At 71.9% G+C, this 22,748-nt stretch carries 22 protein-coding genes, 1 pseudogene and 1 riboswitch; of the genes and pseudogenes, 6 read left to right on the top strand and 17 right to left on the bottom strand.

Features of this window, described 5'->3' with window-relative positions; genetic code table 11:
- Positions 1-57 precede the first annotated feature (57 nt).
- Positions 58-1,116: an SIS domain-containing protein gene (locus AB0O91_RS08355; RefSeq protein WP_363429248.1), complete on the top strand. Its 1,059-nt coding sequence runs from the start codon at positions 58-60 to the stop codon at positions 1,114-1,116.
- A 475-nt stretch (positions 1,117-1,591) separates the two neighbouring features.
- Entirely contained in the window at positions 1,592-3,112 is a 1,521-nt protein-coding gene (locus tag AB0O91_RS08360) for a PAS domain-containing sensor histidine kinase (RefSeq protein ID WP_363429250.1), read from the top strand.
- Between the two features lie 452 nt (positions 3,113-3,564).
- Here the strand turns inward: AB0O91_RS08360 and AB0O91_RS08365 are convergent, their stop codons facing one another.
- On the bottom strand, positions 3,565-3,816 hold the full coding sequence (locus tag AB0O91_RS08365) for a WhiB family transcriptional regulator (RefSeq protein ID WP_014138019.1): 252 nt from the start codon (positions 3,814-3,816) through the stop codon (positions 3,565-3,567).
- A gap of 370 nt (positions 3,817-4,186) precedes the next feature.
- Positions 4,187-5,158 carry a diacylglycerol kinase family protein gene (locus AB0O91_RS08370; protein WP_363429252.1) on the bottom strand — a complete coding sequence of 324 codons (972 nt, stop codon included), beginning with the start codon at positions 5,156-5,158 and terminating at the stop codon, positions 4,187-4,189.
- Positions 5,159-5,208: 50 nt separating this feature from the next.
- Between AB0O91_RS08370 and AB0O91_RS08375 the strand changes: the two genes are divergently transcribed.
- The gene (locus tag AB0O91_RS08375; protein ID WP_363429254.1) at positions 5,209-5,625 is read left to right on the top strand and encodes a hypothetical protein; all 417 of its coding nucleotides are present in this window, start codon (positions 5,209-5,211) and stop codon (positions 5,623-5,625) included.
- An 80-nt stretch (positions 5,626-5,705) separates the two neighbouring features.
- Here the strand turns inward: AB0O91_RS08375 and AB0O91_RS08380 are convergent, their stop codons facing one another.
- From AB0O91_RS08380 to sodN, 7 genes are all read right to left on the bottom strand, one after another.
- A complete protein-coding gene (locus AB0O91_RS08380) occupies positions 5,706-6,716 on the bottom strand; it encodes an RNA polymerase sigma factor SigF (RefSeq protein ID WP_363429256.1) in 1,011 nt (336 codons plus the stop codon).
- 147 nt (positions 6,717-6,863) lie between these two features.
- Positions 6,864-7,274, bottom strand: coding sequence for an anti-sigma regulatory factor (locus AB0O91_RS08385; RefSeq protein ID WP_363429258.1), 411 nt, complete (start codon positions 7,272-7,274; stop codon positions 6,864-6,866).
- A 149-nt stretch (positions 7,275-7,423) separates the two neighbouring features.
- A complete protein-coding gene (locus tag AB0O91_RS08390) occupies positions 7,424-7,900 on the bottom strand; it encodes a GNAT family N-acetyltransferase (RefSeq protein WP_363429260.1) in 477 nt (158 codons plus the stop codon).
- Between the two features lie 141 nt (positions 7,901-8,041).
- Positions 8,042-9,034 carry an ABC transporter substrate-binding protein gene (locus AB0O91_RS08395; RefSeq protein WP_363429262.1) on the bottom strand — a complete coding sequence of 331 codons (993 nt, stop codon included), beginning with the start codon at positions 9,032-9,034 and terminating at the stop codon, positions 8,042-8,044.
- A 58-nt stretch (positions 9,035-9,092) separates the two neighbouring features.
- Positions 9,093-9,884 (bottom strand): ABC transporter ATP-binding protein, encoded by a 792-nt coding sequence (locus AB0O91_RS08400; RefSeq protein ID WP_363429264.1) that lies wholly within the window; start codon positions 9,882-9,884, stop codon positions 9,093-9,095.
- Positions 9,881-10,933 (bottom strand): iron ABC transporter permease, encoded by a 1,053-nt coding sequence (locus AB0O91_RS08405; protein ID WP_363429266.1) that lies wholly within the window; start codon positions 10,931-10,933, stop codon positions 9,881-9,883. Before AB0O91_RS08405 ends, AB0O91_RS08400 begins: the two co-directional genes overlap by 4 nt.
- Before the next feature lie 94 nt (positions 10,934-11,027).
- Positions 11,028-11,167, bottom strand: a riboswitch (cobalamin riboswitch).
- Between the two features lie 89 nt (positions 11,168-11,256).
- The gene (gene sodN / locus AB0O91_RS08410) at positions 11,257-11,652 is read right to left on the bottom strand and encodes a superoxide dismutase, Ni (protein WP_045699892.1); all 396 of its coding nucleotides are present in this window, start codon (positions 11,650-11,652) and stop codon (positions 11,257-11,259) included.
- Positions 11,653-11,835: 183 nt separating this feature from the next.
- On the opposite strand from sodN, the gene sodX reads away from it, so the two are divergent.
- A complete protein-coding gene (gene sodX, locus AB0O91_RS08415) occupies positions 11,836-12,279 on the top strand; it encodes a nickel-type superoxide dismutase maturation protease (protein WP_363429268.1) in 444 nt (147 codons plus the stop codon).
- A gap of 77 nt (positions 12,280-12,356) precedes the next feature.
- Here sodX and AB0O91_RS08420 read toward each other — a convergent pair whose 3' ends face one another.
- From AB0O91_RS08420 to AB0O91_RS08440, 5 genes are all read right to left on the bottom strand, one after another.
- Positions 12,357-12,965 carry a CGNR zinc finger domain-containing protein gene (locus AB0O91_RS08420; RefSeq protein WP_363429270.1) on the bottom strand — a complete coding sequence of 203 codons (609 nt, stop codon included), beginning with the start codon at positions 12,963-12,965 and terminating at the stop codon, positions 12,357-12,359.
- A 113-nt stretch (positions 12,966-13,078) separates the two neighbouring features.
- Positions 13,079-13,831, bottom strand: a complete 753-nt coding sequence (locus tag AB0O91_RS08425) for an amino acid ABC transporter ATP-binding protein (protein ID WP_363429471.1) — start codon at positions 13,829-13,831, stop codon at positions 13,079-13,081.
- Between the two features lie 47 nt (positions 13,832-13,878).
- Positions 13,879-14,853 (bottom strand): amino acid ABC transporter permease, encoded by a 975-nt coding sequence (locus AB0O91_RS08430; protein ID WP_363429272.1) that lies wholly within the window; start codon positions 14,851-14,853, stop codon positions 13,879-13,881.
- A gap of 34 nt (positions 14,854-14,887) precedes the next feature.
- The gene (locus AB0O91_RS08435; protein WP_363429274.1) at positions 14,888-15,817 is read right to left on the bottom strand and encodes an ABC transporter substrate-binding protein; all 930 of its coding nucleotides are present in this window, start codon (positions 15,815-15,817) and stop codon (positions 14,888-14,890) included.
- A 455-nt stretch (positions 15,818-16,272) separates the two neighbouring features.
- Positions 16,273-17,199, bottom strand: coding sequence for an ABC transporter substrate-binding protein (locus AB0O91_RS08440; RefSeq protein WP_363429276.1), 927 nt, complete (start codon positions 17,197-17,199; stop codon positions 16,273-16,275).
- Positions 17,200-17,843: 644 nt separating this feature from the next.
- Here AB0O91_RS08440 and AB0O91_RS08445 point away from each other — a divergent pair.
- Together AB0O91_RS08445 and AB0O91_RS08450 are read left to right on the top strand one after the other, a co-directional pair.
- Positions 17,844-18,980, top strand: a pseudogene (locus tag AB0O91_RS08445) (NADP-dependent malic enzyme); the annotation flags it as partial.
- Positions 18,981-19,202: 222 nt separating this feature from the next.
- Positions 19,203-20,165, top strand: coding sequence for a zinc-binding dehydrogenase (locus AB0O91_RS08450; protein WP_363429278.1), 963 nt, complete (start codon positions 19,203-19,205; stop codon positions 20,163-20,165).
- Between the two features lie 79 nt (positions 20,166-20,244).
- On the opposite strand, the gene AB0O91_RS08455 is transcribed toward AB0O91_RS08450, so the two are convergent.
- From AB0O91_RS08455 to AB0O91_RS08465, 3 genes are all read right to left on the bottom strand, one after another.
- Complete coding sequence (locus AB0O91_RS08455; protein ID WP_363429280.1) at positions 20,245-21,312, bottom strand: PadR family transcriptional regulator; 1,068 nt, start codon at positions 21,310-21,312, stop codon at positions 20,245-20,247.
- Position 21,313: 1 nt separating this feature from the next.
- Positions 21,314-22,234 (bottom strand): DUF4097 family beta strand repeat-containing protein, encoded by a 921-nt coding sequence (locus tag AB0O91_RS08460; protein ID WP_363429282.1) that lies wholly within the window; start codon positions 22,232-22,234, stop codon positions 21,314-21,316.
- Between the two features lie 227 nt (positions 22,235-22,461).
- Complete coding sequence (locus tag AB0O91_RS08465) at positions 22,462-22,641, bottom strand: DUF6104 family protein (RefSeq protein WP_360253909.1); 180 nt, start codon at positions 22,639-22,641, stop codon at positions 22,462-22,464.
- Positions 22,642-22,748 lie beyond the last annotated feature (107 nt).

A 22,748-nucleotide genomic window follows, 5' to 3' on the forward strand; every position in this document is an offset into this window, starting at 1 on the left:
TCCCCGTCGGGCAACCCGCCCGGGCGGGGTCGACCCATCTCATCGGAGGCAATCCAGATGTCCGACCCGCAGACTGTTTCCGTCCCCGGCCGGATCATGGCGGCGGAGATGGCCGAGCAGCCGGCCGTCCTCCAGCGCATCCTCGACGAGGGGGCGCCGAAGATCCGCGAGATCGCGGCCGGGATCGCCGCCCGCAACCCGCGGTTCGTCCTGCTGACCGCGCGCGGCACGTCCGACAACGCGGCGCTCTACGCCAAGTACCTGATCGAGATCCTGCTCGGCAAGCCGGCCGGCCTGACCTCGATGTCCACCACCACCGCGTACGGCGCCAAGCCGGACCTCACCGACGTCCTGGTGATCACCGTCAGCCAGTCCGGCGGCTCGCCCGACCTGGTCGCCTCCACCAAGGCGGCCCGCGAGGCCGGGGCGATCACCCTCGCCGTCACCAACAACCCGGACTCCCCGCTCGCCGAGGTGTCCGAGTTCCACATCGACGTGCTGGCCGGTCCGGAGAAGGCGCTGCCGGCCACCAAGACCTACACCGCCGAGCTGCTGGCGCTCTACCTGCTGGTCGAAGGCCTGCGGGGCGGGGACGGCTCGGCCGCCAAGGGGCTGCCGGGCCTGGCCGCCGGGGTACTGGCCCGCCAGGCCGAGGTGCGGGCGCTGGCCGAGCGCTACCGCTTCGCCCAGCGCCTGGTCATCACCTCCCGCGGCTACGGCTACCCGACCGCCCGGGAGGCGGCGCTGAAGCTGATGGAGACCACCTACATCCCGGCCAGCCCGTTCTCCGGCGCCGACCTGCTGCACGGCCCGCTGGCCATGGTGGACAACGTCTCGCCGGTGATCGCGATCGTCCCGGACGGCAAGGGCGGCGAGGCCCTCCAGCCGGTGCTGGACCGGCTGCGCGGCCGCGGCGCGGACCTCGTGGTGATCGGCCAGCAGGCGCAGGTGGACGCGGCCTCGGCCGGCTTCGCGCTGCCGGCCGGCGTGCCGGAGGAGGTCCAGCCGATCCTGGAGATCCTCCCGCTCCAGCAGCTGGCCTACGAGGTCACCATCGCCCGCGGCCAGGACCCGGACGCCCCGCGCGCGCTGGCCAAGGTCACCGAGACCCACTGATCCGTGACCCGCCGAGGAGGGACCCGCCGATCCGGGACCCGCTGATCCGGGACCCACCGAGGAGGGACCGGCCCCGTCCACAGGCTGTGGACGGGGCCGGTCCGTTGAGCGGCGGAACATGGTCGCGGGGGAGCGGGCCGGCGGGGGACACGGCCCTGGAAAGCACTACGGGCCACGGCGCCGACACGGGACCCTCAACCCATGCGGCACCGCAGCCCGGAGCTGTCGTCGGGCACCGGACCCGATCGAGAACTGTGCGGGGTCCTCGTTCGGCGGCGTCCGACCGAGGAGAAGCCGCGCGCGGTCAGGGCAGTTGCGCGGTGGGCCTCTCCTTGGTGCCCTTTCATTGTGGACTAGACCAATCTGGGTTGTCCAGGCCGCTCGGCACATTGGTCTAAACAACTCCGGACAGTCATCCACCGCCAGCGGACAGTCCGCCGAGCCCCCCGCCGGGCGGCGGCGCTACCCTCGCCATGTGCCCTCGTTGAACGAACTCGTCCGCCGCCACACCACCCTGACCGGGGCCGACGTGGAATGGCTCCACAACCTGGTCTCGGAGTGGCAGCTGCTCTCCGACCTGTCCTTCGCCGACCTGGTGCTGTGGATCCCCACCTGGGACGGCATCCGCTACGTCTCGGTGGCGCAGATGCGGCCCAACACCGGGCCCACCTCCTACCAGGACGACATGGTCGGCCACCTCGTCCCGCGCGGGCGCCGCCCGCTGCTGGACGCCGCCTTCGACGAGGGGCGGATCGTGCGCGAGGGCGACCCGGAGTGGCGCGAGGAGGTGCCGGTCCGGGTCGAGTCGATCCCGGTCCGGCGCGAGGGCAAGGTGCTCGGCGTGATCGCCCGCAACACCAACCTGCTGACCGTGCGCACCCCCAGCCGGCTGGAGCTCACCTACCTGCAGAGCGCCTCCGACCTGGCCCAGATGATCGCGGCCGGCAGCTTCCCCTTCCCCGGCGTCGAACTGGCCGACATGGACGCCGCGCCCCGGGTCGGCGACGGCCTGATCCGGCTGGACGCGGACGGCATGGTCACCTACGCCAGTCCCAACGCGCTCTCCGCCTACCACCGGCTCGGCCTCACCACCGACCTGGTCGGCAGCCACCTCGGCCGGGCCACCGCCGAGCTCGCCCCGCCGTCCCGCTCGGCCGTCCACGAGGCGCTGGTGAAGCTGGCCAGCGGCTGGGCGCCCCGGCAGACCGAGGTGGAGGCCCAGGGGGGCGTGGTGACCCTGCGGGCGATCCCGCTCAAGCCCAAGGGGACCCTGACCGGCTCCCTGGTGCTCTGCCGGGACGTCACCGAGCTGCGCCGCCGCGACCGCGAGCTGATGACCAAGGACGCCACCATCCGGGAGATCCACCACCGGGTGAAGAACAACCTGCAGACCGTCGCGGCGCTGCTGCGGCTGCAGTCCCGCCGGATGGACTCCGAGTCCGGCCGGGCCGCGCTGGACGAGGCGGTGCGCCGGGTCGGCTCGATCGCGATCGTGCACGAGACGCTCTCCCAAGCGCTGGACGAGCAGGTGGCCTTCGACGAGATCGCCGACCGGGTGCTGGCGATGGTGATGGAGCTGTCCCAGGACGGCCGGGTGGCGACCCGGCGCAGCGGCAGTTTCGGCATCCTCTCCGCCGAGGTCGCCACCCCGCTGTCGATGGTGCTCACCGAACTGCTGCAGAACGCGCTGGAACACGCCTTCGGTCCGACGGCCTCCGGGAACCTGGAGGTGAGCGCGCTGCGCGGACGGGCCCCGGCGACCGGCATGGGCTGGTCGGACAGCTGGAACGGCGGCGCCCGGCCGGAGGAGTACCTGCTGATCACCGTGCAGGACGACGGCCGCGGCATGCCGGAGGGGTTCGACCCCAAGACGGCCGGCAACCTCGGGCTGCAGATCGTCCGGACGCTGGCCACCGGGGAGTTGGGCGGGACCTTCGACATGGTGGCCGGCCCGAACGGCGGGACCAAGGTGATCCTGGAGATCCCGGTCCGCTGAGGTGCCCGGTGCGCCGGGGGGGCGGGGGTCGGTGCATCCGGTGCATTCGGCGTGCGGTGGGGGCGCACGCTCGGCACAGGCGCCGGTCGCGCACTTCTCGCGCCTCGTCGCCGTTCGGCTACGGAAACAGAAACGAGGCCCTGTCGACCGGGGGGGGTGGGTCGACAGGGCCTCTCAACCCGTTCCGGCCGTCGGGGGGAGTCGGCCGGAACAGGGGCTCTAGGTGGTGCGACACCTCGCTTGTGCGTTGCACACGGTGAGCGTCGCAGCTCCACGATATTGCTCTGTGTGAACAGTATCAAGTGGCCGGACGGTTCGGTGTCGCGGGGCCTCGACCAGCAAGGCCCGTTGTGCGGAAGGCTTCACCAGGAGGTGCAGGGAAGCCTTTGATCATGTGTTGATCGGTGCTGCGGTTACTGCGGGTACTACGGCGTGTGACCGGATGCTGCTGATCAGGCGGTGCGGGCGCGGTTGCGGGCGGCACGGCGCTTCATCGCGCGACGCTCGTCCTCGCTCATGCCGCCCCAGACGCCGGCGTCCTGGCCGGTTTCGAGAGCCCACTGGAGGCACTGCTCCATCACCGGACAGCGGCGGCACACGGCCTTGGCTTCCTCGATCTGCAGCAGAGCAGGACCGGTGTTCCCGATCGGGAAGAACAGCTCCGGGTCCTCTTCGCGGCAGACAGCGCGGTGGCGCCAGTCCATGGTCGTCCAACTCCTCCTGCCGCGGGGGGTGGCCCGATCGGCATAATCGAATGGCTTGTGAATGTGAACGCTTTCACGAATCCCACAACAGCAAAAGAGACCAAAGGCCCGCCGGGCCCGGGTGGTCTGTACTGGGAGGGGATTCGGCGATTCGAGGGACGCTCCGCGGTCGGCGCTCCTGTGGTTCCGGAGTTGCCGTCGCTGCGATGTGTCCCGATCGCCATGTAGAGGTTCGCAAACCTCGGGCTCGGATACAACCCCCTTCGGGGAGGAATTTTTGATTCTTCGGTGTCGCCTAGCTCACAGCCAGTACTTCTATGGAGTGAAGGGGGCTTGTGCGTTCGAGAAGAAGGGCGAAGCCCACTTCCAGTCACACAATCACACGCAGTGCCCGCCGTACGCCTGTGAAACTGACGCGACTCCGGTCTCCAAGATGGTCCCCGTCGACCTGGAACGGGACGGGTTCCTGGGAAACCAAGGTGAAGTGTCTGACGTCGTGATAGGAGACGACGTGCTTCCCGGACGGGCCGGCCGGCGGGGCGCCGTCGCTCGAAGGCCCGTACGACCGCAGGATCTGACGGATCGTTCGAGCAGTACCGAACGCCGTCATCCGGGTGATGCCGAAGGCGTCCAGATCGGTGTCGAAGGAGGCGAGCGGTGAGGGGTAGACCGGACGGTTGCCGAGGAACGTCCACGGTGAGGTGTTGCTGACTATCGCCAGCACCAGGCCCGGAACGGCCTCGTGGCCCGGGATTTCCAGGGACACCGGGCCCGAGCGGCGTTGCTCACGCTGGGTGAAGTAGTGCCGCAGCGCCTGCCCGACGTACAGCGCGTGGGTGGACTTGCGCCCGGCCCGGCGCTGCTCCTCGACCCGGCCGACCACGCCCGCGTCGAAGCCGAGGCCGGCGGTGAAGGTGAACCAGCGGTCCGGCAGGCCCTCGGTCATCGCCTTGCCCAGCCCGATCGGCCGCTCGTGCCCGTGCTCCAGCGCGTCCAGCAGGGCGCCGGTGGCCTCCACCGGGTCGTTGGGCAGGCCCAGCGCACGGGCGAAGACATTGGTCGAACCGCCCGGCACCACGGCCAGTCGCGGGACCTTCTCGCCCGGGCCGTGCGTCAGCAGCCCGTTGACCACCTCGTTGACGGTGCCGTCACCGCCCAGCGCCACCACCAGGTCGACCGTGCCGTCCTGCGCGGCCTCCCGGGCCAGATCGCGCGCGTGGCCCCGGTACTGGGTCTCGGCGACCTCCAGCTTGAGATCGCTGCGCAGCGCGTGGATCAGTACGTCCCTGGTCCGGCCACTGGTGGTGGTGGCCTTGTGGTTCACGACCAGGAGAGCGCGCATGGGGAAAGCCTACGGGGCGCTACGGGCCCACCGGCGGCTACCCTGCTGGAGTGACCGCAGAAACCTCCGCCCCCGCACCCGCCCGCCCGGTCCCGCTCACCCTGGGCGCCGCCATCACGGCCCTGGAGGGTGCCGCGCTGGCCGTCGTCGGCGTCTCGGACATGGTGTCCGCGCTGTCCGGCCAGGCCAAGCAGCTGGCCCTGAACGAGTTCGGCGGCCTGGTCATCGTGCTGCTCGGGGTGCTGCCGATACTGGCCGCCCGCGCGCTGCTCAAGGAGCGCCGCTGGGGCCGCAGCCCGGCCGTGCTGACCAACTCGATCTGCCTGCCGGTCGCTTACTACATGATCCAGAGCGGCGGCGCGATGGTCGCGGTCGGCGTGCTGGTCGGACTGCTCGGCCTGGTGGGCATCGGCTCGCTGCTGAACCCGCGGTCCACCGCGGCCCTGTACGCCGACCGGGAGGACTGAGCGCCCGGCCCCGGGCCCACCGCCGAAACGGACGGCCGCCGCAGCGGGAGCTGCGGCGGCCGTCCGTCGTCCGTTCCGGGTCACTCCTCCACGAGGAGCTTCTCCCGCAGCTGGGCCAGCGTCCGGGCCAGCAGCCGGGAGACGTGCATCTGGGAGATCCCCACCTCGGCGGCGATCTGCGACTGGGTCATGTTCCGGAAGAACCGCAGCACCAGGATCTTCTGCTCCCGCGGCGGCAGTTGGGCCAGCAGCGGCTTGAGCGACTCGCGGTACTCGACGCCCTCCAGCGCCTCGTCGGTGGCGCCCAGGGTGTCCGCCACGGCCGGCGACTCGTCGTCGCTGTCCGGGACGTCCAGGGACAGCGTGGAGTACGCGTTGGCGGACTCCAGGCCCTCCAGGACGTCCTCCTCGGAGATCCCCAGGTGCTCGGCCAGTTCGTGCACCGTGGGGGAGCGGCCGTGCCGCTGGGAGAGCTCGCTGGTCGCCGTGGTGAGCGACAGCCGCAGCTCCTGCAGCCGGCGCGGGACGCGCACCGCCCAGCCCTTGTCGCGGAAGTGCCGCTTGATCTCGCCGACGATGGTCGGCGTCGCGTAGGTGGAGAACTCCACCCCGCGCTCGTGGTCGAAGCGGTCCACCGACTTGATCAGGCCGATGGTGGCGACCTGGGTCAGGTCGTCCAGCGGCTCGCCCCGGTTGCGGAACCGGCGGGCCAGGTGCTCGACCAGCGGGATGTGCATCCGCACCAGCTGGTTGCGCAGCTCGACCCGCTCCGGGGAGCCCTCGGGCAGCGCGGACAGCCGGACGAACAGCGCGCGGGCGGCCTCCCGGTCCGGCGCGCCGCTGCGGTGCGCGCCCTGGGCGGGCACGGCGCCGTGCAGCTCCGCGGCCTCCGCCGCCGGCTCTGCCACCGGCTCCTGCGGCGGAGGGGAGTCGGGCGTCGGCTCGGACGTCGGCTCGGTCGGGTGGCTCATCCGGTGGGCGTCCTTCGGGTGCGCTTCGTCGTTGGCGGCGAGGCCGGAAACGCTCGCCTGGGTCGGTACGGCAGGTCCCGCCGTCGCGAGGCCGGTACGGTCCAGATCACTCACGGCCATTCCCCCGTTCCGTTCCGGGAGCACCGGGGCCGCGGCCCCGGCATCGTCTCGTTGGTCGTACCGCGTGGGGGGCGGTACCGGGAGCCGCCCGTCGGCCCCGGAGGGGGAACGGCGGACGGCCCTTGCAGGGTGCTGCTCGGTGCCCGGTCAGTGGGCGGCGGACCCGCCGCGCTTCTTGTGCAGGCTGATCGTCACGGTCTTGTCCTCGGCGACCGACGAGTCCACCTCACCGGCCAGTGCGGAGAGCACCGTCCAGGCGAAGGTGTCCCGTTCGGGCGCCTTGCCGTCCGTGGTCGGAGCGGCGACGGTGACCTTCAGCGAGTCGCCGACCAGGCGGAACTCGCAGGACAACACGGAGCCGGGCACCGCCTGCTGGAGCAGGATGGCGCAGGCCTCGTCGACCGCGATCCGCAGGTCCTCGATCTCGTCGAGGGTGAAGTCCAACCGGGCGGCGAGCCCGGCCGTCGCTGTTCGCAGCACGGAGAGGTAGGCCCCTGCCGCGGGCAGCCGGACCTCCACGAAGTCCTGAACTCCGAGATCGCTGTCGATCTGGGACACCCTTGCCTCCTGGGTGACGCGCTGTGCTTGCTTGGTGCCCCCGAGGGGGCTTCCTTCCGCACCCGGTGCGGGAGTTACTCATGGTAAGGCATTGCGACGCAGGGTGGCAGGGGCTTTGCCCCTACTCCGTGCGTCCGTTGTGCGTCCGTTCAACGGCTCCCGGCGGCCGCGAGTGCCCCGTCGGTGAGCCGGTAGACGGTCCAGCCGTCCATCGGTACCGCGCCGAGCGACTTGTAGAAGTCGATCGAGGGCCGGTTCCAGTCCAGCACCGACCACTCCACCCGGGCGTAGCCGCGCTCGACGGCGATCCGGGCCAGCTCCAGCAGCAGCGCCTTGCCGTGGCCGCCGCCGCGCGCCGCCGGGCGGACGTACAGGTCCTCCAGATAGACCCCGTGGGTCCCGCGCCAGGTCGAGAAGTTGAGGAACCAGAGCGCGAAACCGACCGGTTCACCGGTGGCGTCGTCCTCCGCGACCAGGCCGAACAGCGCCGGGGCGGCGCCGAACAGGGCCTCGCGCAGCTGCTCCTCGGTGGCCACCGCCTCCTGCGGGGCCTGCTCGTACTCCGCCAGTTCACGGATCATGGCCAGGATCAGGGGGACGTCGGTGACGACGGCGGTGCGGATCATGCCGCGAGCCTACTGCGCGGGCCCGCTCCCGTCCCAGGCCCGGACGGTGGTCATGGTCCGCTCCTCCGGTCGGGTCCGGTCCGCTCGCACGTCGGGCGTACGCCCGACGGGTGCGGCTCCGGCCCGACCGGAAGGGGGCCGTCAGCGGGCCGGGACGGTGCGCAGGTAGTCGGCCAGCGAGCTGATCGCGGCCGGGTTGCGCGGGCTCTCGACCAGGTCGACGTAGTCCATGACGAAGATCCGGTCGTTCTTCACCGCCGAGACGTTCGCCAGCGGCGGGAAGGACTTGAGGAAGCTCCGCTTCTCCTCGGCGCCCGGGGTCGCGTAGTTGTTGATCACGATCACCTCCGGGTCGCGCTGCACCACGCTCTCCCAGCCGGTGGTGACCCAGGTGTCCGCGAGGTCGGCCATGATGTTGCCGCCGCCCGCCTTGGCGATGATCTCGTTCGCGGCCGCGAACTTCCCCGCGGTGTACGGCTTGTCCTGCCCGCTGTCGTACAGGAAGACGGACGGGTGGCGGTCGGCGGCCGGGACGGCGGCGATGGTGGCCCTGGAGTCGGCGATCAGCTTGTCGGCGCGGTCCTTGACGTCGAAGATCTCGCCGAGGTTGGCCAGGTCGGTGTAGAGCGCGTCCAGCGGGTCCATCACCCCGCGCTCGGAGCCCTTGCCGCTGCGGCAGGACTCGCTGAGCACGTAGGAGTCCACGCCGAGCGCCTTGAAGGCCTGCGGGGTGACCCCGCTGCCCTCGTCGAAGCCGTAGTGCCAGCCGGCGAACACCAGGTCGGCCTTGGCGTCCAGGGCGATCTCCTTGGTGAGCACCTTCTTGGAGAGCCACGTGGTCTGCTGGTAGCCGTCCTTCCAGGCCACCTTGTCGACCCGGCCCTTGTCGTCGGGCATCACGTAGCCGGCCATCCGGTCGGCCAGGCCCAGCGAGAGCATCAGCTCGGTGATGTTGACGTCGTTGGTCACCACCCGGGCGGGCTTCTGCGCGAAGGTGAGCTTCTCGCCGCAGTTCTCCACGGTCACCGGGTAGTGGGCGGAGGCGGCGCCGGCCCGGCTCGGGGCGATCTCGGCGCCGCAGCCGGTCAGGCCGAGGGTGAGCAGGGCGGCGGTGGCAACGGCCTTGGTACGCACGCTACTTCTTTCGGGTCGGGGGTCTTCGGGAGCACGGGCGGAGGGGTCGGGCGGGGGATCAGGGCAGCGGCCGGGGGAGGCGGTCGAACAGCAGTTGGAGGGCACCGGTGTCCGGGTGCCGGACCGGGGTGGCCCGGACCCCGAACACCTCCGCCAGCAGATCGGGTCGGAGCACCTCGGCGGGCGTGCCGGAGGCGACGATCCGGCCGGCCGCCAGCACGTACAGCCGATCGCAGTGGCCCGCGGCCAGGTTGAGGTCGTGCAGCGCGGTGAGCACCGTCGGCCCGGCCTCGCGGGCGATCGCCAGCACCTCCAACTGGTGGGCGATGTCCAGGTGGTTGGTGGGCTCGTCGAGCACCAGCAGGCGCGGCTCCTGGACGAGGGCGCGGGCGATCAGCACCCGCTGCTTCTCGCCGCCGGACAGGTTCAGGAAGCCGCGTCCGGCCAGGTGTTCGGCCCGGACCCGGCGCAGCGCGGCGGTGCAGCGCTCGTGGTCCGCCCCGGTCGGGCCGCCCAGGCCGCGCCGGTGCGGCAGCCGGCCCATCGCGACCACCTCGGCCACCGTGAAGTCGAACTCGGCGGAGTGCTCCTGGGTCAGCGCGGCCACCCGGCGGGCCGACTCGCGGGCGGTGAGCGCGTGCAGGTCCTCGCCGTCCAGCCGGACCGCCCCGCCGGCCGGCCGCAGCACCCGGTAGACGCAGCGCAGCAGGGTCGACTTGCCGCTGCCGTTCGGGCCGATCAGCCCGACCACCTGGCCGGCCGCGGCCGTCAGGCTCACCTCGTGGACCAGCCGGGTGCCGGCCAGCTCCACCGAGACGCCGTCGACGCTCAGGTCCTCGGCGGCGCTCATCGCCGGCCCCCGAAGGCCTGGCCGCGGCGGCGCATCATCAGCAGGAAGGCGGGCACCCCGAGCACCGCGGTGAACACCCCGACGGGCAGTTCGGCGGGCGCCAGCAGGGTGCGCGAGGCGATGTCCACCCAGACCAGCAGCAGCGCGCCGGCGAGCGGCGCGATCGCCAGCACCCGGCGGTGTCCGGCGCCGACCAGCATCCGGGCCAGGTGCGGCATCAGCAGCCCGACGAAGCCGATCGCCCCGCTGACCGCGACCACGGTGCCGGTGACGGCGGCGGTCACCACGAACAGCTCCCGGCGCAGCCGCTCCGGGTCCACGCCGAGCGAGGCGGAGGTCTCGTCGCCCATCGCGAGCGCGTCCAACCGCCCGGCGGCGCAGGCGAGGTAGGCCACCCCGGCCAGGACGGCGCAGGCGGCGATCGGCACCTTGCCCCAGGTGGCGCCGCCGAGGCTGCCGAGCAGCCACATCATGGCGTCCCGGGCGGCCTCCGCGTTGTCCGAGGAGAAGACCATCAGGGTGGTCAGGGCGGAGAAGCCGTAGGAGAGCGCGGTGCCGGTGAGCACCAGCCGCAGCGGGGTGAGCCCGTACGCGGTGCGGGCGGTGAGGTAGACCAGCACCATGGCGAGCAGTGCGGAGCCGAAGGCGGAGACGGAGATCGCCCACACCCCGAGCGAGGCGAAGGCGCCGAGCAGCAGGACGGCGTTGGCGCCGACGGCCGCGCCGGAGGAGATGCCGAGCACGAAGGGGTCGGCGAGGGCGTTGCGCACCAGCGCCTGGACGGCGACCCCGGTGGCGGCCAGTCCGCCGCCGACCACGGCGGCCAGCACGGTGCGCGGCAGCCGGAGCTCCCAGACGATCGCGTACGCCGCCGCCTCGCTCGCGTCCAGCCGGCCGCCGGTCAGTCCCGCGCCCAGGAGCCGTAGCACGTGGGGGAGTTCGATCCCGGAGGCGCCGAACGCGACGCCGCAGACCAGGGAGATCAGCAGGGCGACGGCGAGTCCGACGGCGAGCGGGACGGTCGGTATTCGGCGAACGGGGTCACTCACGGGCGGTCGCGCCTTGCCTCGGGCCGCGGGTGTGCCGGGGCGGGCGCCGGCCGGGGCGGGCCCGGGCGCCTTCCCCTCGCGGTCCACGGCGAGTTGTCGGGAGTCCAGCGGCCGAGGGTGATCGGGCTGACGCGGTCGCTCGGACCGCGCTCACCGTTGCGGGTCAGCGCCGGATTCGCACCGGACTTCCCCCTCGGACGCCCAGGCAGCATAACAGCCGCTCAGGGCAGGCAACCCTTACCGGGGGCGGATCGCACGTGGACGCACGACCGCCCCCGTCCGCACGGTGCGGACGGGGGCGGCCGGGTGGCGACGCGTCAGGCTCAGGCCTGCTTGGTCTCCCAGAAGATCTTGTCGACCTCGGCGATCAGGTCCAGCAGGGCCTGGCCGGTGGCCGGGTCGGTGGACGCCTTGGCGGCCGAGGCGGCCTTCAGGGTGTCGTTGATCAGCTGGTGCAGCTGCGGGTACTTCTCGAAGTGCGGGGCCTTGAAGTAGTCGCTCCACAGCACCGAGATGTGGTGCTTGACGGCCTCGGCGCGCTGCTCCTTGATGATGATGGCGCGGGCGCGGAAGTGCGGGTCCTCGTTGGCCTGGTACTTCTCCTGGGTGGCCTTGACCGACTCGGCCTCCAGCTTGGCCTGCGCCGGGTCGTAGACACCGCAGGGCAGGTCGCAGTGGGCGTGGGCGGTGGCGCGCGGTGCAAACAGACGAGAGAACATGGGAGTCCTTCCTTAGATCGTCTTCCCGCGCCCGAGACTACCCTTCCGGCCTCGGGGTTTCGCGGTCGGAGGGTGGGCCTAGGGCGAAAGACGGACCCGGAACCGGGGTAATCCGGGCATCGAACGGAGGGGGGTCCGTACGGCAGACTGGGGGCGGTCGGTCCCGTTCCGGGAGGAGGAGTCGTGGCGCGGAGCACGGAGCCGAACGGCGGTGCGGGGGGCGGCCCGGTGCCGTTCGGACTGGTCGACGTGGCGGGCCCGTCGATGGTCCCGACCCTGCGCGAGGGCGACCAGCTGCTGGTCCGCTACGGCGCGCCGATCCGGCCCGGCGCGGTGGTGCTGTTCCGGCACCCCTTCCAGCAGGACCTGCTGGTGGTGAAGCGCGCCGCCGAGCGCCGCCCGAAGGGCTGGTGGCTGCTGTCGGACAACCGCCCGGTGGACAGCGACAGCCGCAGTTACGGCCCGGTCCCGGACGACCTGGTGCTCGGCCGGGTGCTGCTGCGGCTGCGCCCGAGCCCGGCCTGGCTGGCGCCGGGCCGCGGGCTGGAGCGGCTGCTGCTCGGGTCCGGGCTGGCCCGGGTGCCGGGGCTGGCCCGCCGGCTCGGGGTGTTCGTCGAGGACGTCTAGAGGACGTCCGGAGGACGTCCGGGCGGTCCAGGTCGTGCAGGGCGTGCGGGCCGTCCGGGGCCTCGGCCGGACCGGCCTCAGTCCCCGGTGGTCCCCGGGTGGCTGCCCGCGCTGAGCGCCGCCTCGGCCTCCTGCCGCTTGCGGGCCCGGTACGCGGCGACGTTGGCGCGGGTCGCGCAGCGGTCCGAGCAGTAGCGGCGGGAGCGGTTGGTCGAGGTGTCCAGGTAGGCGTTGCGGCAGGGCGCGGCCTGGCAGATGCCGAGCCGGTCGGCGCCCAGCTCGGTGAGGTGGACGGCCAGGCCCATGCAGGCGACGGCGCTGAAGTGGGCCGTCGCGGTGGGGGAGTTGTCGGCCAGGTGGAGGTGCCAGCGCGGCCGCCCGGCGTCGTCCAGGTAGTCGTGGCCGGAGACCTGCGGGCTGACCGGGTACTCGATCAGCAGGCTGTTCAGCAGGTCGACGGCCCGGATCTCGTCCCCCTCGGCGGCGGCCTCGAACACCCCGCGCAGCCTGGTCCGCACCGCCCGCAGCCGGGGCACGTCGGACTCCTCGGAGAGGGCGGCGGCCCGCGCGGAGTCGGAGAACAGGGCGCGCACCGCGTCCACCGAGGCCAGCGTGTCGGTGCCGCGCTCGGGCTCCTCGGTGTTCACTAGCCGAACGGCGAGATCGGCGTACGAGGCGAGCTCCACGGCGGTCCTTCCAGAGGGTTCGGTAACGGGCTGTCTGCCTCCAGCCTATTACCTGGCGGGGGAAACGGCGGTGCCCGGCAGGAAACCGCCTGCCGGGCACCGGTCGTACGGGCTCAGAGGACCTTGGAGAGGAAGGCCCTGGTGCGCTCGTGCTGGGGGTCGGTGAGGACCTCGCGGGGGTTGCCGGACTCGACCACCACGCCGCCGTCCATGAACACCAACGCGTCGCCGACCTCGCGGGCGAAGCCCATCTCGTGGGTGACCACCACCATCGTCATGCCCTCCTCGGCGAGGCCGCGCATGACGTCCAGGACGTCGCCGACCAGCTCCGGGTCGAGCGCCGAGGTGGGCTCGTCGAAGAGCATCAGCTTGGGCTTCATGGCCAGCGCGCGGGCGATCGCGACGCGCTGCTGCTGGCCGCCGGAGAGCTGCGAGGGGTAGTTCCGCGCCTTGTCGGCGAGCCCGACCCGCTCCAGCAGGACCATGCCGCGCTCCCGGGCCTCGGCCTTGCTCTCGCCCTTGACCTGGACGGGCGCCTCCATGACGTTCTCCATGGCGGTCATGTGCGGGAACAGGTTGAAGCGCTGGAACACCATGCCGATGTCCTGCCGCTTCAGGGCGACCTCGCGGTCCTTGAGCTCGTGGAGCTTGTCGCCCTTCTGCCGGTAGCCGACCAGTTCGCCGTCCACCCAGAGGCGGCCGCCGTTGATCTTCTCCAGGTGGTTGATGCACCGCAGGAAGGTCGACTTGCCGGAGCCGGACGGGCCGATGAGGCAGAACACCTCGCCCTGCCGGACCTCCAGGTCGATGCCCTTGAGCACCTCGACCGGGCCGTAGGACTTGTGCACGTTCTCGGCCCGGACCATCGGCCGGTCGGCGGCGGTGGCCGCGGTGGGGGTCTTGCTCGGATCGGTCATACGTGACCACCTCCCTCGAGTCCCGGGACGACGTCTGCGGTGGTCTTCGGGGCGGGCTTCCCGGCGAACAGGCCCCGCAGTCGCTGCAGCGGGGTGGGCGGGAGGGTGCGGTTGGAGCCTCGGGCGTAGTGGCGCTCGATGTAGTACTGACCGATGGTCAGCACCGAGGTGAAGAACAGGTACCAGAGGCTGACCACGATCAGCAGCGGGATGTTCTGGTAGTTCCGGGAGTAGATGACCTGGCCGGCCCGGAAGATCTCCTCCAGGGAGATCACCGAGACCAGCGAGGTGGTCTTCAGCATCGAGATGGTCTCGTTGCCGGTCGGCGGGATGATCACCCGCATGGCTTGCGGCAGGACGATCCGCCGCATGGTCTGGAACCGGCTCATGCCGAGCGCGTGGGCGGCCTCGGTCTGGCCCTCGTCGACCGACTGGATGCCGCCGCGGACGATCTCCGCCATGTAGGCGGCCTCGTTCAGGCCGAGGCCCAGCAGGGCGGCGACGAAGGTCGGGATCAGGACGTTGGTCTCGCCGGACCAGAACTCCGGACCCCACGGGACGCCGATCGACAGCTTGGCCCAGATCAGGCCGAGGAAGTTCCAGAACACCAGCTGCACCAGCACCGGGGTGCCGCGGAAGACCCAGATGTAGACCCAGGCGGTGCCGGCCAGCAGCGGGTTCGGGGACAGCCGCATCACCGCGAGGACGATGCCGCCGACCACGCCCATGAGCATGGAGAGGGCGGTCAGCTCCAGGGTCACGAGCAGCCCGTGCATGATGCTGTCGTGGAACAGGTACTGCCCGACGATGTCCCACTTGAAAGCGGGGTTGGTGAAGAGGGCGCTCAGCAGCATCGCCGCGAGCAGGGCGATGACGACGGCGCCCACCCAGCGTCCGGGGTGGCGGACCGGGACGGCCTTGATGATGTCGGGCCGCCCCTTCTCCGCCGTCCCCTTGTCCAGAGAGTTCACGGTGTGGCCTCGGGGGAGAGAAGCGTACGAGGGGTCAGCTGACGGCGCCGTTGACGGTCGACGTGGTGAGGGCGCCGGCCTCGACGCCCCACTTGGTGAGGATCTGCTTGTAGGTGCCGTCGTCGATCAGCGACTGGACGGCACCCTGGATCGCCGGGGTGAGCTTGGAACCCTTGGCCAGGGCGACGCCGTAGGGGGCCACGCCGTAGGTGTCGCCGAGCTTCTCCAGCTGACCGCCGGACTGCTTGATCGCGTAGTCGACGACCTGGGAGTCCGCCATCATGGCGTCGTCGCGACCGGAGACCACGGCGTTGGTGACGTCCGTCTGGAGGTCGAACTTGTCGCCCTCGTTCGGGATGCCCGGCTTGCCGGCCTTGGTGCAGTCCGGGTTGCGGGTGTCCTTGATCTCGTCGGCCTGGGTGGTGCCGGTCTGGACGGCGACCTTCTTGCCGCAGAGGTCCTTCGGGTCGACCTTGCCGGGGTTGCCCTTCTTGACCGCGATGGCGCTGCCGGAGTTGAAGTAGGTCACCATGTCGACGACCTGCTCGCGCTCCTTGTTGTCCGTGAAGGACGACATGCCGAGCTGGAACTTGTTCGACTGGATGCCGGGGATGATCGCGGTGAAGCCGGAGTCCTGCACCTCGGCCTTGAGCCCGAGCTTGGCGGCGATCGCCTCGGCGAGGTCGACGTCCATGCCGATGACCTTGCCGCTGTCGTCCTTGAACTCGTCCGGTGCGTAGGAGGCGTCCGCGCCGACCAGGAGCTTCCCGGCCGACTTGATGTCGGCGGGGACGAGGGCGGCCAGCTTGTCGTCGGCCTTGACCGTGTTGACGGTCGCGGAGGCGTTGGGGGCACCGCTGCCGGTGTCGCTCTTGCTGCTGCTACAGCCGGTCAGCGCGAGGGACACGGAGACGGTGGCCACGCCGGCCGCGAAGAGGCGGGTGCGCTGGGTACGGACGCTCATGAGGGGGATCTCCTCCTGGGGAGAGAAATCGGGCGGAGCGCGCCGCGGGAGCGGCGCACCGGGTCAGCTGGCCGTACGGAGCCGTACGGATGGTTATGTCGCTGTACGTCGTCGTACGGGCGTTGCCGGGTGGTGCAGTGACCGGGCGCAGGGGGCCGCCCGGGGTGGTGCCGGTACTGCGTGCGCCACCCTCCGCCGAGGTGGACGTCGACCTGGAACCGCCTCGACCGGTGGTCGGCTCGATCCGAGTTGGGGGGAATCCTGCCATCTGACGACGGTCAGATGGCCCTCATCCAGATCAAAATCGGATAACGAGGGCTCATGCTGTCCGCTATTCGGACAGATCGCGTGTCCCTGTCACCCTGCGTATAAGTATGCAGATCTGCCTGTACTCCGCCGGAAGGCCCGCCGGGACGGGCGGGGCCCCGGGCGGGGCCCCGCGCCGCCGGGCGGGTTCAGATGCCGCCGTTGACCACCGCGTTCTGCGCCGCGCCGGCGCCCACGTTCCAGGTGGCGAGGATCTTGTCGTACTCGCCGCTGCGGATCAGCTGGTCCACCGCCCGGGACAGGGTGTCGCGCAGCTCGGTGTCCTCCTTGCGCACCGCGATCCCGTACGGGTTGGAGGTGGACTGGGCGCCGGTCACCTCGAACCGGGCGCCGCCGTCGGTGGTCTTCGCCGCGTAGGCGGCCACCGGGAAGTCGTTCAGGCCGGCCGCCGCGGTGCCGGCGGCGACCTCGGCCAGCGCCTTGGCGTCGGTGTCGAAGCGGTGCACGGTCAGCTGGCGGCCGGTGCGGGCGCAGACGGCCACCTGCCGGGTGGCGATGCCGTCCTGGGTGGTGCCCTGCTGGAAGGCGACCGTCCGGCCGCACAGGTCGTCCAGGGTCCGGATCCCCTTGGGGTTGCCCTTCGGGACGACGATCGAGGTCCCGGCGATGAAGTAGTCCACGAAGTCCACGCCCGGGTTGACCTGCTTGCCGTCCCCGTCCAGGCCCTCACGGCGCTGGCGGACGTCGCTGAGCGCGGACATCGCCACGTCGAACTGCTTGCCCTGGAGGTTCGGCACCAGCTTGTCGAACGGGGTGTCCACGAACTCGACCCGCACGTCGAGGATCCGCCCCAGGGCGGCGGCGAGGTCCGGGTCGAGGCCGGTCGGCTTGCCGTCCGGCCCGCGGAACTCCACCGGCGGGTAGTTCACGTCCATGCCGATCCGCAGCACCCCGGCCGCGCGCTGGGCCTTCGGCAGCTTGGCCCGGAGGTCCTTGACCGGATCGCTCGCGGCGGCCTGCCCGCCACCGCCGCATCCGGTCAGCAACAGGGCTCCGGCGACCGCCAGGGCGGCTGCGGCGGAGACCGGACGACGGGCAGGGGGGAGGTGAGGCATGAGGGCTGCTCCTGGGGGCGGACCGCGGTCGGCGCGGTGACGCACTCGGGTACGCGGAATGGCGGACAGACGATCCTGCCATCCCGCCCTGCCGGGCCCGGCGGCGGGTGTGTCAGAATTCCGGTACCGGGTGACCCCCGAATGCTCGAACCAGGCCGACGAGCCCCGACAGGCTCGGGGTGCTCGGGAACGGAAGTCATCACGTGGCTCCGTATCCGGAGCGCCGATTCCCCTACCGGTCTGCGTTCACTCCCGCGGGTGCGCGTGCCGCCACGCCGTTGCCGCCGCCGGAGCCAGGTGCTTCCGACACCGGGCCCCAGCAGACGCGACAGCACGGCGATGAACGGTGCGTGACGAGGACGAAAAGGCATAGGTGCGATGCCTTCGTCCGACCTACGCTCGGCCCGGTAGCACAACGCGGACAACACCAGACCCCATAAAAACCCTCATCCGAGGGCGCCACCCGACGGCAGCGCCCCCGCCCCGCCCCCGGGTCCGCTGCGGCGTACCCGGTGTTCCGGATTTCCGGTCGGGGCGCCCCGTCCGTCGGCCGCGCACCTCGCCAGATCAATGACGAAGAGGTCATCGTGGCAGCGGAGATCATCAGCAGCACCCAGGACACCGTCGATCCGGTCGACGCCGTTTTCGCGCTCCACCGCGGCGGCAAGATGGAGATCCGGGCGACCGTGCCGGTGCGCGACGCGGACGACCTGTCCCTCGCCTACACCCCCGGTGTCGCGCGGGTCTGCACGGCCATCGCCGAGCAGCCGGAGCTGGTCAACGACTACACCTGGAAGTCCAACACCGTCGCGGTGGTCACCGACGGCACCGCGGTGCTCGGCCTGGGTGACATCGGCCCGGAGGCCTCGCTCCCGGTGATGGAGGGCAAGGCCATCCTGTTCAAGCAGTTCGGCGGGGTGGACGCGGTGCCGATCGCGCTCGCCTGCACCGAGGTGGACGAGATCGTCGAGACGGTGGTCCGGCTGGCCCCCTCCTTCGGCGGCGTCAACCTGGAGGACATCTCCGCCCCGCGCTGCTTCGAGATCGAGCGGCGGCTCCAGGAGGCCCTGGACATCCCGGTCTTCCACGACGACCAGCACGGCACCGCGATCGTCACCACCGCGGCCCTGTGGAACGCGGCGAAGGTGACCGGCCGGGAGATCGGCTCGCTGCGTGCCGTCATCTCCGGCGCCGGCGCGGCCGGCATCGCCATCGCCAAGATGCTGCTGGCGGCGGGCATCGGCGACGTGGCCGTCTGCGACCGCAAGGGCGTCGTCCACCAGGGCCGCGAGGACCTGACCGACGTCAAGGCCGAGATCGCCGGGCTGACCAACCGCACCGGCCTCAAGGGCACCCTGGCCGACGCGCTGGCCGGCGCGGACGTGTTCATCGGCGTCTCCGGCGGCACCGTGCCGGAGGAGGTCGTGGCGACCATGGCCGAGGGCGCGTTCGTGTTCGCGATGGCCAACCCCAACCCGGAGATCCACCCCGAGGTGGCGCACAAGTACGCGGCGGTCGTCGCCACCGGGCGCAGCGACTTCCCGAACCAGATCAACAACGTGCTGGCCTTCCCGGGGATCTTCGCCGGCGCCCTCCAGGTGCGGGCGTCCCGGATCACCGAGGGCATGAAGCTGGCCGCCGCCAAGGCGCTGGCCGGTGTGGTGGCCGACGAGCTGACGCCGCACAAGGTCATCCCCTCCCCGTTCGACGAGCGGGTGGCCCCGGCGGTCACCAAGGCGGTGGCCGAGGCCGCCAGGGCCGAGGGCGTCGCCCGGATCTGACGGTCCGGAACCCCGACACACCACCTCCCCCCCCCGCGAGCCAAAGGGCGCGCCACTGCCGAAAGGGAGGAGCGACCAGCGAGGCACGAGCGCCGGAGCGACGACCGTCGGCAGTGGGTCCGAGCGCCCGGCGGCGAGCGGGGGAAATAAAACGGGTGCCGGGACGCGCGTCACATCCTCGCGCGGTTCCCGGCCCCGGTCGCCCCGGCTAGTGTCCGGGGCATGTTTGCTGCCTATGCCGCCCGTATCGACGCCGACGATCCGCTCGGCGCACTGGAGTTGGGCGAACTCCCCGAGCCGCAGGCCCGTCCCGGCTGGAGCGTGGTCACGGTCCGGGCCGCCAGCCTCAACCATCACGACCTGTGGTCGCTGCGCGGTGTCGGCCTGCCCGCCGAGCGGCTGCCGATGATCCTCGGCTGCGACGCGGCCGGCGTCGACCAGGACGGCAACGAGGTGGTCGTCCACTCGGTGGTCGGCCAGACCGGCCACGGGGTGGGCCCGACCGAGCGCCCGTCCATCCTGACCGAGCGCTACCAGGGCACCTTCGCCCAGCAGGTGGCCGTGCCCACCTGGAACCTGCTGCCCAAGCCCGCCGGGCTGAGCTTCGAGGAGGCCGCCTGCCTGCCGACGGCCTGGCTGACGGCGTACCGGATGCTGTTCACCAAGGGCGGGGTCAGGCCCGGTGACACGGTGCTGGTGCAGGGGGCGGGCGGTGGGGTGGCGACCGCGCTGGTCGTCCTCGGCAAGGCCGCCGGCCTGCGGGTCTGGGTCACCGGCCGGGACGAGGCCAAGCGCCGCCGGGCGGTCGGGCTCGGGGCGGACGCGGCCTTCGAGAGCGGCGCCCGGCTGCCCGAGCGGGTGGACGCGGTGATGGAGACGGTCGGCGCCGCGACCTGGTCGCACTCGGTGAAGGCGCTGCGTCCGGGCGGCACCCTCGTCATCTCCGGGGCCACCTCCGGACCGAACCCGAGTGCCACCGAGCTGAACCGGATCTTCTTCCTGGAGCTCAAGGTGGTCGGCTCGACCATGGGCACCAAGGAGGAGCTGGCCGGACTGCTGGCGCTGTGCGCCAACACCGGCGTCCGTCCGGTGATCGATGCGGTGCTGCCGCTGTCCGAGGCCCGGGAGGGCTTCGCCCGGCTCGCCAAGGGTGAGGTCTTCGGCAAGATCGTGCTCAACCCCTGACGTGCGACGGCCCGGCGCCTCCGTCGGATCGGAGACACCGGGCCCTCGCAGGGGGCGGCGGGCGGCGGGCGGCGGGCGGTCAGCCGAGCAGCCGCTTCAGCCGCTCACCGGCCGTGCCCAGGACCGAGCGGGCCTCGGCCAGTTGGTCGGCGCCGACGCCGCCGTCCCGGGCCGCGTCGCGGACCTGGTCGCGGAAGCGGTCGAGCAGCCGGTCCAGTTCGCGGGCCGGGTCCCCGGCCGGATCGGTGCGCGCCCACGGTGGCAGGTCGGCGGGGGCGGTCTGCTCGGCGTCCCCGGCCTGGCCGGCCTTGTCCTTGTCCAGGTCGATCCGGGTCGCCGTGACCCGCTCGGACCGGTCGGACTGCTCGGCGGACTCGTCCGTGGGGTGGCCCCAGCGGGCCGCGTCGGCCAACCCGGCCAGGCCCTTGGTCAGTTCGGACAGGCCCTCGGCCAGCCCGGTCGGCCAGTCGCCCTTCGCGGCGTGCTCGCGCACCTGCTGCTCGACCCGGCGCTTGATCCGCAGCGCCTCCTGCTGGGCGGCGGTGCGGGAGGCCTTGGCCTGCTCCCGGAGCCGACGGGCCTCCTCCTCGGCGGCCTTCGCCTTGGCCTTGGCGGCCCGCTCCTGCTCCCGGGCGCGCTTGGCCTGTTCCTTGGCCTGCTGCTTGAACTGGGTGAACTCCTCCTTGGCGCGCTGCCAGGACTCGTTGTCGCCCCAGGGCCCGGCCCACGGGTCGCCGCCCGCTCCGGGGCCCTCCGGCCGGGGAGCCTGCTTGGCGGCCTGCCAGAGCTCCTCGCGGAGGTCCTTGGCGCTGTCCCGGACGTCCTCCCGGATCGCCCCGGCGAGTTGGGCCACGGAGTCGTGGATCTCCAGCTCGAGTTCGTCCAACTCGACCTGGCGGGCCTCCAGTTCGGCGCGCCCGGCGTCGGTCAGCCGGTAGACCTTGCGGCCGCCCTCGGTGCTGTGGCTGACCAGGCCCTCCTGCTCCAGCTTCGCCAGCCGCGGGTAGACCGTGCCGGCGGAGGGTGCGTAGAGGCCCTGGAAGCGCTCCTCGAGCAGGCGGATCACCTCGTAGCCGTGCCGCGGGGACTCGTCCAGCAACTTCAGCAGGTAGAGCCGGAGCCGGCCGTGGCCGAACACGGGGGTCATTTCAGGCCTCCTTGGTGAGGTCGGGGCCGGTGGGAGCGTCGGACGGGGCGGCCGGGAGCTCCCGGACCACCGCCGGGGTGTCGTCCTCCGGCTCGGGGCGGCGCAGCACGGTGACCGCGCCGGAGACGGTGGTGACGTGGAGGCTACCCCGGCCGTCGCCGAGCTGGCCGGAGATCTTCTTGGCGCCCCAGGTGCTGTTCATGGTCAGCTCGTCGAAGGTGCTGGAGACGTCGCCGCTGGTGGAGCCGGCCTCGACGGTGGCGTCGGCCAGCGAGGGGATCCGGACCACGACCGCGCCGCTGACCGTGTTGACCTTGATGTCGGTCTCGCCGGCCACGTCGAGGTCGAGGGTGACGGCACCGGTGACGGTGTTGGCCTGGATCCGGTCGGCGGTGCCGGCGATCACGGTGAGCTGCCCGGAGACGGTGTTGACCTTGAGCCGGCCGCCGACGGCCTGCGCCTCCACGTCGCCGGTGACGGTGGCGGCGTCGATCCGGCCGGTGACCCCGGCCAGGGTGGTGCCGCCGCTGGCGCTCTGCACCGAGACGCGCCCGTCGATGCCGCTGACCGTGGAGTGCGCGGACACCGCGCCGACCTTGACCTCGGTGCCGGCCGGCACGGTCAGGGTGATGTCGACGGAGCGCTTGCGCTTGAAGGAGTCGAAGAAGGTGCGGACCGAGCCGACCGACTTGATCCAGTCGCCGAACTCGCCCCAGCTGTTGATGTCCTTGTAGGTGGCGGTCAGGACGCCGTCCACGAGGGTGACGTGCAGCGGGTCGCCCTTGAGGTCGGTGACCTCCAGGCGGGCCGGCCCCTCGGCCGCGACCACGTTCACCGTGCCGTCGATGACGCGCACGTGCAGCGCGCGGACCTCGTCCTCGAAGGTGGTCCTGCCGGGCCCCTCGATCGTCCACTGGCTCATCTCTGCCGCCTCCCGTAGCGGATCGCGATGTATCGCGTTCTCTGCTAAAGACGATATATCGCGTGCCGGGAAAAGCAAGCGGTTCCGCCCCGATCCCGCCCCGGACCCGACCCCGAGGCCACCCCTACGGGGACACGCGCAGGGCCCGGAGGGCGGTTGCCCTCCGGGCCCTGCGGCGGTCACGAGGTCAGCGCCTCAGCACGTCAGCACGTCCGTGCGTCGGGACGTCACTCGTCGTCCTCGTCGTCGAGCCGGGCCAGCCAGGTGGCCAGCCGCTCGACCGGGATCTCGAAGTCCGGGTTGAGGTCGACGAACTCGCGCAGGCGCTCGGCCAGCCACTCGAAGGTGACCTCCTCCTCGCCGCGCCGGTTCGCCAGCTCCTCGATGCCTCGGTCGGTGAAGTACACGGGTTCGCTCCGGTCCGCTGGGAATTGACCTGGTCAGGATAGTCCGGGCCGGTCGGCCGCCGGGGCGGTACGGGTGGGACGGGAACGCCCGCGGCCTCCGCCCCCGG

Origin of the sequence: Kitasatospora sp. NPDC089797 (assembly GCF_040684795.1) — a bacterium.
Classification (GTDB): Bacteria; Actinomycetota; Actinomycetes; order Streptomycetales; family Streptomycetaceae; genus Kitasatospora.